This window comes from Rhodospirillales bacterium (assembly GCA_016872535.1).
Lineage (GTDB): Bacteria > Pseudomonadota > Alphaproteobacteria > Rhodospirillales > 2-12-FULL-67-15 > 2-12-FULL-67-15.
Map to the genome: position 1 here is coordinate 1 of VGZQ01000085.1, position 12,557 is coordinate 12,557.

General features: G+C 67.6%; 10 protein-coding genes. 5 read left to right on the forward strand and 5 right to left on the reverse strand.

Annotated elements, in window-relative coordinates:
- Window positions 1-203 precede the first annotated feature (203 nt).
- Window positions 204-1,682, forward strand: a complete 1,479-nt coding sequence (locus FJ311_13880; protein MBM3952527.1) for a hypothetical protein — start codon at window positions 204-206, stop codon at window positions 1,680-1,682.
- Window positions 1,683-1,691: 9 nt separating this feature from the next.
- On the opposite strand, the gene FJ311_13885 is transcribed toward FJ311_13880, so the two are convergent.
- The 3 genes from FJ311_13885 to FJ311_13895 are packed head-to-tail and all read right to left on the reverse strand — an operon-like array spanning window position 1,692 to window position 6,017.
- Window positions 1,692-2,909 (reverse strand): MFS transporter, encoded by a 1,218-nt coding sequence (locus FJ311_13885; protein MBM3952528.1) that lies wholly within the window; start codon window positions 2,907-2,909, stop codon window positions 1,692-1,694.
- A 1-nt stretch (window position 2,910) separates the two neighbouring features.
- Entirely contained in the window at window positions 2,911-4,239 is a 1,329-nt protein-coding gene (locus FJ311_13890) for an HlyD family type I secretion periplasmic adaptor subunit (GenBank protein MBM3952529.1), read from the reverse strand.
- Window positions 4,236-6,017: an ATP-binding cassette domain-containing protein gene (locus FJ311_13895; protein MBM3952530.1), complete on the reverse strand. Its 1,782-nt coding sequence runs from the start codon at window positions 6,015-6,017 to the stop codon at window positions 4,236-4,238. The genes FJ311_13890 and FJ311_13895 overlap by 4 nt, the downstream gene beginning before the upstream one ends.
- 186 nt (window positions 6,018-6,203) lie before the next feature.
- Here FJ311_13895 and FJ311_13900 point away from each other — a divergent pair, with 186 nt between their 5' ends.
- Window positions 6,204-6,419 (forward strand): AbrB/MazE/SpoVT family DNA-binding domain-containing protein, encoded by a 216-nt coding sequence (locus FJ311_13900; protein MBM3952531.1) that lies wholly within the window; start codon window positions 6,204-6,206, stop codon window positions 6,417-6,419.
- Entirely contained in the window at window positions 6,406-6,783 is a 378-nt protein-coding gene (locus FJ311_13905) for a type II toxin-antitoxin system PemK/MazF family toxin (protein ID MBM3952532.1), read from the forward strand. Before FJ311_13900 ends, FJ311_13905 begins: the two co-directional genes overlap by 14 nt.
- 63 nt (window positions 6,784-6,846) lie before the next feature.
- Here FJ311_13905 and FJ311_13910 read toward each other — a convergent pair whose 3' ends face one another.
- Entirely contained in the window at window positions 6,847-7,560 is a 714-nt protein-coding gene (locus FJ311_13910) for a GNAT family N-acetyltransferase (GenBank protein ID MBM3952533.1), read from the reverse strand.
- A 117-nt stretch (window positions 7,561-7,677) separates the two neighbouring features.
- Here FJ311_13910 and FJ311_13915 point away from each other — a divergent pair, with 117 nt between their 5' ends.
- On the forward strand, window positions 7,678-7,911 hold the full coding sequence (locus FJ311_13915; GenBank protein MBM3952534.1) for a hypothetical protein: 234 nt from the start codon (window positions 7,678-7,680) through the stop codon (window positions 7,909-7,911).
- Window positions 7,912-7,927: 16 nt separating this feature from the next.
- On the forward strand, window positions 7,928-8,170 hold the full coding sequence (locus FJ311_13920) for a hypothetical protein (GenBank protein ID MBM3952535.1): 243 nt from the start codon (window positions 7,928-7,930) through the stop codon (window positions 8,168-8,170).
- A gap of 150 nt (window positions 8,171-8,320) precedes the next feature.
- Here FJ311_13920 and FJ311_13925 read toward each other — a convergent pair whose 3' ends face one another.
- Window positions 8,321-11,428, reverse strand: a complete 3,108-nt coding sequence (locus FJ311_13925) for a calcium-binding protein (protein MBM3952536.1) — start codon at window positions 11,426-11,428, stop codon at window positions 8,321-8,323.
- Window positions 11,429-12,557: the final 1,129 nt, after the last annotated feature.

A 12,557-nucleotide genomic window follows, 5' to 3' on the forward strand; every position in this document is an offset into this window, starting at 1 on the left:
GCGGCGTCTCCAGGTACCACTTCCCCATGTACCTCAAGGAAATCGAGTTCCGTTTCAACCACCGGGGCGACAACACCTTCAGGCTCTTCCTGAAGGCCTTTTTTGGTTACGTTTCGCCCTAATTACCTTATTTTCGCCGCGCTCTTGCCGTCCGCCCCGATCACGCCCGCGCGCTCGCCAACCTCGGCACCGTGCTCCGGCGCATGGGGCGTTCCGAGGAAGCTTTCGCCGCCATCCGCGCCGCTCATGCCGCCGATCCGGCCATGGACGAAAACGCCTCGACCTTGGCGATGTTGTATCTCTCCAATTGCGCCTGGGACGACTACGCCCAATTGATCGCCGATCTCGACGCCCGCACCCGGGCCGCGATCGCGGCGGGCACGCGCCCCGCGGAATTGCCGTTCCTCAACATCTGCCGCGCCGCCGACCCCGAGTTGAATTTTCGCGTCGCGACCCTGAGAAGCGCGGCGCTCGCTCGCCGGCACGCGCGGCACCGCCTTGCCGCCGTGCCGCCGGAGAATCGGAAAAACCGCGCGCGCATCGTACTCGGCTACCTGTCCGCCGACTTTCGCGATCATGCCGTCGGTCAGTTGATCGCGCCTTTGTTCGGCCTACACGACCGGTCCCGCTTCGAAGTCCGCGCCTATTCCGCCGGGCTCGACGACGGCGGCGAGATCCGAAAAAGAATCGCCACCGACGCGGATGCATTTGTGGACATCCGGACCCTCGACGACCGTACCGTCGCCGGACGGATCCGCGCTGACGGCGTCGATATCCTGATCGATCTCGGCGGCTACACCGAAGGTCACCGCCTCGGCGTCGCCGCTTTGCGCCCCGCACCGATCGCCGTCGATTATCTCGGCTTCGCCGGAACGATCGGCGGCGATATCTTCGACTACACGATCGCCGACCGCATCGTCGTGCCGCCGTCCAACGCGCGGTTCTATTCCGAAAAACTGATCGTCGTGCCGCCCTGTTACGTGATCCACGATCGCGAGCGGATCGCGGAGTGCCGTTTCACGCGCGCCGACGAAGGTCTGCCCGAGGCTGCGTTTGTTTTCTGCTCGTTCAACGAAGCCCGGAAACTGACGCCGGACGTTTTCGCATCCTGGATGGCCCTGCTGCGCGAAGTTCCCGAAGCGGTACTGTGGCAATACCGCAGTAACGACGCGATGGCCGAAAACCTTCGCCGCGCGGCGGCGGCGCACGGTGTCGACCCGGCGCGGCTGATCTTCGCCGAGCGCCGACCCAAGCCCGAGCACCTCGCCCGCATCGCGCTCGCCGATCTCGCCCTCGATACCATGCCGTTCAACGGCGGCGTCACCACCAGCGACGCCCTGTGGGCTGGCGTGCCGGTGATCACCGCGCGCGGCACCCATTGCGCCTCGCTCGGATCGGCGAGCAAGCTCGCCGCCATCGGCCTGCCCGAACTGGTCGCCGACGATCTCGCCGGTTACCTGGCCCTCGCCCGCCGCTACGCCCGCGCGCCCGGCGAACTCGCGGCCCTCAAGGCAAAACTCGCCGCCAATCGTCCGACCGCGCCCTTGTTCGACAGCGCCCGTTTCACGTCGACGCTCGAACGGGGCCTGGCGGAAGCCTTCCGCCGCTATCTCGATGGCGAACCGCCCCGGCACATCGTCCTCGACGCCACCGCCAAGGGTCTTTATGGCGACGAGGCGTAAGGCCCGGGCCTACTCCGCCGGCTGGGCGAGCGGTTTCGCTTCTTCCTTTTCGCCGGGCACGAATAGGGTCGCCGCCATACCGACCAGCACGATCGCGGCCAGAAACGCGAACAGCACCTGGAAGCCGCCGGTCCAGTCGTAGAGCCAGCCTTCGATCCGCACGCCGATCGCCGACACGCCGAGGGCGACGATGAACTTGAGCCCGAACGCGAAGCTGCGCCAGCGCCCCGGCGTGTAACGGGCGAACAGCACGTTTTCCGACGTAGTGGTGCCGATGTTGATCACCACGGACAGGAAGACGAGCGCCACCAGCGCGTAGCCGTCCGCGACCGCGACCAGGATCAGGATCGGCGCCTGAATCAAAAAGCCGAGCGTGTAAACGCGCCGGGGCGGAAAGATGTCGGTGATCTTGCCGGCGACGATCTGAAACACGCCGGCGAGGGCGTAGACCAGCGCCACCAGGGCCGAAACGCCGAACACGCCGCCTTCGGTGCCCATCACCCGCTCCGAGAATAGCTTCGGCATCGCCGGCTGGGTCGCCTGGTAAACCAGCGCGGTGCACAGAATGGTGAAGAACAGAACCACCAACGCCCGCTTCATGTCCTCGCGCGAGGCCGGCGCGTCCACCTTGCGGTCGGTGGTCAACTCCACGATCGCGCCTTTCGCCACCAGTCCCGCGAACGCGACGCCGGTCAGCACCACCAGCAACCCCGGCCACAGGAACGCCGCGCGCCAACCGAACGCGTCGATCAACCCGCCCGCCATCAGCGCCGCCGCCGCCGGGCCGAAGGCGCCGAACATGTTGTTGAGGCCGAGCGCGGTGCCGCGGTTGATCGCGTTGCGCACCAGCCAGGCGACGCCGACCGGATGGTAGATCGAGGCGAACAGGCCGGTAACGGCGAGCGCCAGCGCAATCTCGAAGGGGTCGCGGGCGTACGCGGTCGCCACCATGCCGGCGCCGGTGCCGAGGAAGAACAGCACCATCATCTTGGTCGCGCTCCAGCGGTCGCCAAGCCAGCCGGCGAGCGGCGCGGCGAAACCGAACAGCGCGCTGCCGACGACGATCAGCGCCACCGCCTCGCCATGGGTCAGCCCCAAATCCTTTTCGAGGGCCAGCACCGCGACGAAGAAAATCGGCGCGAACAGGTGCGAATAGGAATGCCCGACGCAGGAAAAGCCGATGGCGAGGCGGGCCGAGCCGTCCGAAGCTGCCGTTGTCGTCGTCATATTACCGTTCCCTGAACGCCGTGTTCGCGCCGCCGATCAACGGGTCGAGCAGATATTCGAGCACCGTCCGCCGGCCGGTCAGGATCGAGCACGCCACCCGCACCCCCGGCACCAGATCATAGCGCAAGGCGCGCTGCTGGAAATAGTCGCGCTCGGTCTCGATCCGCACCTTGTAGAACGTTCCCCCTTGCGCCGTGGTCAGGGCGTCGGGGCTGACGTTGACCACCTTGCCCTCGAGGTTGCCGAAGCGCACCGCTTCCGCCGAGGCCAGCTTCAGCGTCGCGGTCTGGCCGCTGCGCACGTGACCCACGTCCTGGACCGGCAGCTTCGCCTCCACCACCAGCACGTCGCCCGCCGGCACCAGATCGGCGACGGTGCCGCCCGCGCGGACCACGCCGCCCACGGTCGCGATGTACATGGTCTTGATCACGCCGTCGGCCGGCGCGCGCAGCACGGTGCGATCGAGGCTGTCGGCGAACTTGCGCTCCCGGTTCAGCAACTCGTCGAGCGAGCGGCGCTTTTCGGCGAGCAGCTCGGCGATCTCGGTGTCGGACGAGCGTTTCACCCCGTCGAGGCGGGCGCGCGCCTCGATCAGCGCCGCCTCGATCCGCCGCTTGGCCGCCGAATTTTCCTCGATCCGCCCGCGCAGCGCCGCTTCCTCCTTCAGCAAGTTCAGGTGCAGCATGCGGTTGGTGAGGTCGTCCTTGAGCAGCTCCTCGCTGATCTTGATCTGCTCGCGCGAATACTTGAGCGCGGTGCGGTCGGTATCGATGCGCGAACCGATTTCCTTGATTTCCTGCTCGCGCTGGACGATCTGCTCGCGCGCCTGGGCGAGCATGGATTCGAGCCGCGCCCGCCGGCTGCGGAACGTCTCGACCGCGCCCGCCACCAGGGCCGGTTCCTTGGCGGCGAGATCGGCGGGAAACGCCGGCGCCTCCGCCCCCGCGCCCTCGGCCTCGAGCCGGGCGATCTCGGCGCGAAGCGAATTCATGCGCACGCGCAGTTCCTGCACGTCGGCTTCGCCCGCGGTCGGTTCCAGCACCACCAGCGGCTGGTTCTTTTCCACCTTCTGGCCCTCGCGCACCAGGATCTCGCGCACGATGCCGCCCTCCAGGTGCTGGATGCTTTTGACCTGGGTCGAGGGGATCACCTCGCCGTCGGCGGTCGCCACCACGTCGAGCGGCGCCAACGCCGCCCAGCCGATCGCCACCACCACCAGCGCCCCGCCCACGCGCACGAACATCCGCGCGCCCTTCTCCGCGTCGTCGCCGTCACTGTCGCCGACGAACAGGGCCGCGATCCGCGCGGGCATCGCCCGGGCCCCGGTCATGCCGCGCCCCCGCCCTGCGCGCTCGACGGCACGCTTCCGGTTTTCGCCCACAGCACCGCCGGGGTCGGCTTGACGTCCAAATTCACCACCACCTGCGCGCCGCGCAGCGTGTTGGCGTCGTGGGTGAAGGCGATCACGGTCGCGCCCCGGCGGCTGAGGTCGTTCATGGCGGCCTGAACGTGGGTGACGCCCTCGGCGTCCATGCCCTCGGTCGGCTCGTCGAGCACGGCGAGCCGGCCTTCGGAGGCGAGCGCGCGCGCGAGCGCCACGCGGCGGCGGATGCCGAGCGCCAGGCCTTCGCCGTTGTTGAGGACGGGCGCGTCCAGCCCGCCCGGACTCTGATCGACGAACTTGCGCAGACCCGCGGCGGCGACCAGGCGGTTGAGCTTGGCGTCGTCCATGCCCGGATCGAGCATGGCGATGTTGTCGCGCAACGTGCCGGTGACCAGTTTCGGCTCCTGCGGCAGATAGACGATTTGCTTGCGCCACCATTCGGGCACGAACTGCTGCACGTCGACCCCGTCGGCGAGAATCTGGCCGCGCCGGGGATCAATGAGGCCCGCGATCATGCGCGCGAGCGTGGTCTTGCCCGAACCGTTGCCGCCCGCGACCACCAGCACCGCCCCCGGATCGAGCTTCAAGGAAAACGATTCGAACAGCGGCGACGGCTGGCCGGGAAAGGCGAAGCCCAAATCGCGGAACTCGATCCCGCCCCGGTATTCGGAAAGGGCGGCCCCTTGCGTTTTCTCCTGCGGCAGGCGGGCGAGGTCGCGCAAACTTTCGAGCGCCTGTTCGGCCTTGGCGAATTCGTGGACCAGTTGGGCGAGCCGGGCGATCGGGCTCAGCGTGCGCGCGGCGAGGATATTGGCCCCGATCAGGGCGCCGACGTCGAATTCGCCCCGGACCACCAGGATCGCGCCGTAGCCGATGACCGCGACCGTCATCAGGCCCTGCGCGAGCTGGATCAGGGATTGCGCCAGATTCTGGCGCTGGGCGATCATGCGGCGCAGGCGTTCCAGGGTCTCGCTTTCGGCGCGCCAGAACTTGCGCAGGTATTCCTTGCCGTTGAAGGCGCGGAGCGTATCGGCGCCGGCGATGGCCGCCGCGATCAGGCCGCTGCGGCGCGCGGCGGCGGCGGCGATATCCTTGGTCTGGCCGCGCAGCGCGCCGTGCAGCAACCACGAGAGAAACAGCAGAGCGGCCGCGAACAGACAAGCGATCAGCGCGACGCCGATGTCGAGCACGAACAGGGCGCCCAGGAACACCAGCGCCATGGGCACGTCGAGCATCGCGCACAGGTTGGCGGCGGAATAAGCCGTCTGCGCCGCTTCGGCGCCGGCCACCGCTTCGCGCCGCGCGCCGGCGGGAATCGCCTCCGCGCTTTGCGCCTTGGCCCCGGTGAGCGCGGCAAAAGCCCCGTGGCCCAGGGCCTGGTCGCGATCGCGGCCGACCCCTTGGGCGATGCGAAAGCGCGCCTGGCGGAAACCGAATTCGAACAGCACCGCGAACGCGGTGCCGGTCGCCAGCGTCGCCAGGGTCGCGTCCACGCCGTAGGCGACATAGCGCGACAGCACCAGCATCACGAACACGGCGGAGGCGAGGCCGAGCACGCTCGCGATCAGCGAGGCGAAGATCAGCTCCGCCGCGACCCGGGGCTTGGCGAACAGACGGGACCAAAGCTCTTTCACGGCAACCTGCGAACCACCTTCCGCACGCGAACCATCATATTGACACCGCCGAGCACCGGGCAAAATGCCCCTAAGCCGTTGATCGGGCACAAAACACGCCTAAACGTGTAGACATTTGTAGGCGTTTCGGGAAAAGCCGCCATTTTCCACCCGTTTCGCGAAAACAATCGTGCGAGGAAATATAGCCTAATTAGGAAATATTGTCAATATCCGGCGAACGCGGCGCGAAGGACGGGGCTTCCGTGACGTAAGGAATATCCTTACAGTCGAGCCACGATGATCACCAGCAAGCTCACGAGCAAGGCCCAGACGACGCTGCCCCGGCCAGTACGGCAGGCGCTTGGCCTGCGCGCCGGCGACGAGATCGCCTACGTCATCGCGCGCGGGCGCGTCATCCTGACCAAGGCGACGCGCGGCCAGGCCGACGATCCGTTCGCGGCCTTCGGCGAATGGGATTCGGAGAACGACCGACGGGCCTATGGCAAGCTTTAAACCCTGGGACGTGGTCAAGGTTCCGTTCCCCTACACCGACCGTCCCGTGCGCCAGCACCGCCCCGCCCTGGTCGTCGCCGCCGGGGACTTGGCGGCGGCGCACGGGCTTCTGTGGGTGCTCATGATCACCAGCGCGGACAACCGCCGCTGGACGGAAGACGTTCCCGTTTCCGATCCTAAGGCGGCGGGCTTGCCCGCGCCATCGGTGGTGCGTTGCGCCAAAATCGCCACCATTGAGGCCGACGACGCGGAGCGGATCGGCGCCTTGCCGCGCGCCGCGCCGCCTCGAGCGCATCCGCACGACGACCGAAGGAAAGTCGCCGGAAACGTGTCGCGCGCGCTCACTGCGGCGCTCGGCACGTAGCGAGCCCGCCCTCAACCGCGCGCCTTCAGGAGCGGTGCGGCCGCCGGCGAAGCCGGTTTGAAATTATGCGCGCAAAGCGCGCGGGGCCGAAAGCGCCGACAACTGGCGGCCCTCGGCATCGAAGTTGAGCGGATCGAGCCAGCGCCGGTGGGCCTCGCGCAGCTCGGGCCAATCCCTGTCGATCACCGCGTACCAGGCGGTGTCGCGGTTGCGGCCCTTGACCACCACCGCCTGGCGGAACACCCCTTCGAACGAAAACCCGAGCCGCAGCGCCGCCCGGCGCGAGGGCGCGTTGAGGGCGTCGCACTTCCATTCGACCCGGCGATAACCCAAGGCGAACGCGCGCGCCATCATCAGGGACACCGCCTCGGTCGCCGCCGGCGTGCGTTGCAACGGCGGCGCAAAATTGAGGTGCCCGATCTCGATCACCCCGTTGGGCGGGTCGATGCGCATAAAGCTCGCGACGCCGACCGCCGTTCCGGTGCGGTTGTCGATAATGGCAAAAAACAGGGGATCGTCGCCCGCCGCCGCGCTTCGCGCCCACGCCCGGTATTCGTCGAAGGTGGCGAAGGGACCGTAGAAGAGATACGTCCAGTTCGCGCCCGACGGATCGAGCCGGTTGGCGGCATCGAGGGATTGCGCGTGGCGGTCGGGATCGAGCGGCTCCAAGCGGCACCAGGCGCCCGCCATCGGCTGGCGCGGCGGCCGGGGCGGCGGCGTCCAACCGGGCACCGGCGCGCCGACCGGCTGGCCGAGATCGTTGGTTTCGGGGTTCATGCGGCGATCCGGTCGTGGTGGCGAATCCCACCGCGCATTGGACTTTGTTTAGTTTACACGTACATAGACCTCGAAGCCCAACGACGCTATACTGATTCTGATTCAAAGGATTGTCGAATGACCAAAGTTGAGGCCATCGAGCGCCAAATCGAGCAGCTTTCGCCGGAGGATCTCTCCGTTCTGCGCGCATGGTTCGCGGCGTTCGATGCCGCGGCTTGGGATCGCCAGATCGAATCGGATGTCCGCGCCGGCAAGCTCGACATGCTGGCCGAAAAGGCGCTGCACACCTGCGCCTCGGGCGCCGCGACCAAACACCGTCACCCCCGCGCAAGCGGGGGTCCAGATTCTTGAAAAGTTGGATTCCCGCATTCGCGGGAATGACAAGTCAATAAATCGTTCGCTTTCCCCGTCGCTTCGACATCTTGCCGATCGCTGTTTCGATCTTTTGAAGCGCGACCCGCGACATCCCTCGCTTCATTTCAAGAAGATCGGCCGCTTCCGATCAGCGCGCATCGGACTCCATCACCGCGCGCTTGGCGTCGAGTCGACGGACGGGATCGCCCGGTTCTGGATCGGTTCGCACGCCGACTACGACAAGCTGATCGGCTGATCCCCGCGCGTCGCCCCGGCACCATTCGCGAGGCTGCTGGCGGACGGCGTCCAACCGGGCAACGGCGCGCCGAGGTCGTTGGTGTCGTCGTTCACGCGGGGAGATTTGCCCAAGGGCGCCGGCGGGCCGGCAACGTCCGTCCGGGCCCGGTTAGCTGTGGACGAAATCGCCGTTGTCGAAGCTCGCCGCGTCGCTGACGCCGGTCACGGTAGCAAGTTTCCTTAACTCGCTGGTGGAAGCGTCGTCGGTGGTGGTGCCGTCTTCCTGAAAATACCAGATGTGACTGTCGGTACCGTCGTCCATTATGAAAATCGCCTTGTCGCCGGAGGCGAGGCTCGACGTGTTGAGCGCGGTGATGACGCTCGCGGCGCCCGCCGCCGTGCCGGTATTGGTGGCGGTGAAGTTGGCGCCGCCGAGCGCGATGAACACGTCGTTCGCGCCGACAGCGTCGGTGGTGCCCGTCAACTCGGCCAGGAGCTGCGAGTTGGCGCCGTTGGACAATAACGCGGACAAAAAGCTGAACACATCGGCCCCGGTTCCGAACGCGAAGTTGTTGACCGTGTCTTGGCCGGTGTCTTGGCCGGGGTCGGCGCCGTCGGTCGCCGCCGTATAGCGCACGGTGTCGGCCGAGACCCCCGTCGAGAGGGCGATCGTATCCGCGCCCCCACCGCCGGTGATGGTGACCGCCTGGGTGCCGATGAACGTGACGCTATCGGTTCCCGAACCGCCGTTGATGGTCTCGATCAGGCTAACGTTGCCGAGCGTTACCCCGGCCGAGGAAAAAGTGAGAACATCCGTGCCCGATCCGCCGGTGAAGGTTTCGATTGTGCCCTCGACGTTGATGATATTGCCGCCGGCGCCGAGCGTGACCGAATCGACGCCGTTGCCGCCCCGGATGTTCTCGACCCCGGTGACGTTGCCGACGGTGCTTCCGGTGTCCGCGCCGATCAGATTCCCCGACAGATCGCGCCCGAACTGAAGCGTGTCGTTGGTCCCGTTCCCGCCGGTGAGGGTATTGATCGTGGACGAGCCGTTCACCCGGAACGTGTCGTCGCCGATGCCGCCCGCGAGCGTGCCGACCTTGGCGGAGAGGGAGAGACTGACGAAGTCGTTACCGTCCGAGCCGTCGAGCGTATGGTACCCGCCGCCGACGACGATGATGCTGTCGGGGCCGGCCGAGCCGACAAACGAGCCCACGTCCCACAAATTCGCGAGCAAGGCGTCGTTGGTGCCGTTGGTGTTGCGCACCAGGGCGTCGCCGCCGGGAATGCCGGTCGTGCCCTTGATCACCGCCTCGATGCCGCCGGTGCTGATGGGGGTGGTGCCGACCATCAGCGCGCCGAACGTGGAGGAATCATCGAAGCGGAAGGTGTTGACATCCTCGTCCGGGATGCCGTCGGTTCCCGTATCCCTATTGTCGTTTATCGTCGCGCCGCCGATGAGAAGCATGGTGCCGAGCGCCCGGACGTCGATGGTGTCGCCGCCGCCCTTGGCGAACACCAGCGCGCCGCCGAAGGTGCCGCTGGCGGTGACGGTTATGGTTTCGCCCGAACTGGTGCCGACCCAGGCCTTGCCGGTTTCGCCCGCGTCGAGCGTCGGGAACACGACCACGTCGCTGCCGGTGGACAGCGGCGTCGAGAGGGAGAGATTGGAGCTGTTGATGGCGGTGGCGAAATTGGGCGAGCTCTTGCCGCTCTGGAAACCCGTCGACAGGCCCATGACGCCGTCGGCGAGCAGGATCTGCTGGACGTCGGTGAAGTTGATGGTACCGACGGAATTGGCCGGGGTGGCAAACTCGGTGATGCCAAGGCTGCCCGCGTGCGCGCCGGTCATAGTCAACGTGAGAATCTTGTTGTCGAGGCCGTCGATGGTGATCTGGTTGACGTCGCCGCCGCCGCCGTTGACGGTATCGATGCCGCCGAGAACCCCCATGTAGAAATTGGTGTTCCCCGGCCCGCCGGTCATGGTTGCGAGCGTGTCGCTGCCGGCGGTGCCGATCAGCACCTCGCCGAAAGCGACGTTCTGCGTCCCGCTGAAGAAAGTCTGCCCTTCGGAGGTGGTGGTAATCGAAAAGGCATCTTGCCCAGTGCCAGCCACGAGGAACGAGGTGTCTCCGAAGCCGAAGAACCCCACGTTGCTGGCGCCGAAGATATCGAACCCGCCGCCGGTGAATCCGAACACGCCGCCGCCGATGAAACCGCCGAAACCGGGGCCAAAGCCCGGACCGAAACCGGGGCCAAATCCGGGACCGCCCGGACCGAAACCGGGACCAGGTCCGCCCGGACCGCCGAAGCCGGGCCCACCAAAACCCGGACCGCCGAAGCCGGGGCCGGGGCCGCCCGGACCGAAGCCCGGCAAGCCGCCGACCGGACCCACCGGCACCGGCGCAAAGCCGGGACCGGGACCGCCCGGAATGCCCGCGCCCGCAAGCCCGATGGCCACCGCGTTACCGACCAGCGTGTTGAGCGCCGCCGCGAAATTCCCCGCCGCCGGACCGGCCGGACCACCGAGTCCGCCGGGCCCAAGGCCGGCCGGGCCGAAACTAGCGACCAGCGTCGCCGCCACCGCCGAAACTTGAATCGCCGCGGCGAGCGCGCCGTCGATGCCGGCGGCGCCGCCGAGGGCGGCGGCCTGATCGAACGCCTGGTTCACGGCATTCTGAATCTGCTGCTGAACCGCCGGCGGCAACGCGCCGCCAGGTCCGCCCGGCCCGCCGGGTCCGCCCGGCCCACCCGGTCCACCGGGACCACCCGGTCCACCGGGTCCGCCCGGCCCACCGGGTCCGCCCGGTCCGGAAATTCCCGCCGGCTGCACGGACGCGGGCAAGAACGCCGTCACCCCGCCGAACGCCTTCGACAGCACCGCCGGCGGCACCACCACCGGCGAAGGCGGCGGCAGGAACGGCGATGCGATCTGCAACGCCTGGAACGGAACGTTCATCACCACGGTGCCGCCGGGCGTGGTGATGGTCAACTCGCCGGTCACGCCGCCGCTGCCGTCGGGAACGATGGCGAAGGTGCTGGTGACGCCCACCTTGCCCATGCCGGTGGTGCCGCGAATGCCGATCACCGCGGTCGGGGTTTTCAGCACCATCGCGTCCGGGCTCGATTTGGCGAGCTGGCCGGAGACGAAGCTGAACACGCCGGTCGTGACGTTGAGCACCGATTTGCCGGTCTGCGCGCCCGGGTCGTAGACCATCTCGTCGATGGTGAGAGATCCCTTCTCGCCGATCGAGAAGGAGGAGTTATCGGCGAACACGATGCCGAGTTTGCCGTCGACGGCGGTGGCGACCTGATCGCCCTAGAAGATCGGCTGGCCCGATTCGGCCGTCACCTGCGTGCCGTCGACGCGGGTGATGGTGACGCGCCCGATCACGCTGTCGACGCGGCCCACCGGCGCCGCGCCGCCCGGCGCGGCCGATGCTGCGGCTTGGGCGAGTTCCATGTTCTCGACCCCCGGACCACCGTCGGTCATGGGCACGCCTCCGTTAACGATTTAGTGCGTAATTATACCGATTTTTAACCGTGCTTGGTTAAGGAATCCTAAAGAAGCGCGACGCGCGGAAACCCATCCGGCAATCCGGCCAAAATTAGGTGCGTGTTGGAACCTGATCTCGGGTACGCCAACTTCGGCCGGAATCCAGGGGGGCGGGTGCGCGATTCCGTCAGTTGGCGGCGGCGCGTTGCTGCGCGCAGGCGGTCGGGTCCTTGGTCACCAAGTACCCGTAGACCCACCCTTCGGCGGCCAGAGACCGGACGAAAACCCAATCGTCCCGGCTTCGGACGAACTGGACCGGCGCGCACTTGTCGAGGGGGCGAACCGCCGGAGCGAGGAACGAGGTCCCGGCGCGCAGAGCGGATTTCTCGACCAGATAGAGCGTGGGACCAGGCCCGCCCTCGACGACGGGCGAAGCGTCGGCAGCCGACGCGGCGGCGGCGACCTTTGTGTCTTGGACTTTCGTATCCGGGACTTTTGTATCCGGGACTTTCGTATCCGGGGCCTTCGCTTCCTTGGTTTTCGGCATTTTCGGTTTGGCGGGCGCTTCGGCCACGCGCGCGGGAACCTCGGGCGCGGGTGGCGGTTCCCTCACCCCCCCGCTGGCGCGGGTCCCTCCCTCTCCCGCGAGAGCGGGAGAGGGTTGGGGTGAGGGCTTCGCGGTTTCTTTCGCCGCTTCCTGGGGTGCTTCGAGTTCGGGCGCGCGCTCGCCGCGCTGGGTGGGCGTCACCGGCGTCACCGGCACCGCCGGCGGCGGCGCGGGCTGGGCGGGCGGGGCGGACGGAGAAACCACGGCTTCGATGCCGAGCCGGCCCATGGCCGAGAGCAGCTTGAACACGGCGATCGCCATGTCGGTTTCGGCGGACGCCGCGTCGGACGACGCGTTGATGAG

Coding starts and splice junctions, on each gene's coding strand:
- FJ311_13880 (MBM3952527.1), top strand. CDS start 204: ATGGGGCGTTCCGAGGAAGCTTTCGCCGCCATCCGCGCCGCTCATGCC.
- FJ311_13885 (MBM3952528.1), bottom strand. CDS start 2,909: ATGACGACGACAACGGCAGCTTCGGACGGCTCGGCCCGCCTCGCCATC.
- FJ311_13890 (MBM3952529.1), bottom strand. CDS start 4,239: ATGACCGGGGCCCGGGCGATGCCCGCGCGGATCGCGGCCCTGTTCGTC.
- FJ311_13900 (MBM3952531.1), top strand. CDS start 6,204: ATGATCACCAGCAAGCTCACGAGCAAGGCCCAGACGACGCTGCCCCGG.
- FJ311_13905 (MBM3952532.1), top strand. CDS start 6,406: ATGGCAAGCTTTAAACCCTGGGACGTGGTCAAGGTTCCGTTCCCCTAC.
- FJ311_13910 (MBM3952533.1), bottom strand. CDS start 7,560: ATGAACCCCGAAACCAACGATCTCGGCCAGCCGGTCGGCGCGCCGGTG.
- FJ311_13915 (MBM3952534.1), top strand. CDS start 7,678: ATGACCAAAGTTGAGGCCATCGAGCGCCAAATCGAGCAGCTTTCGCCG.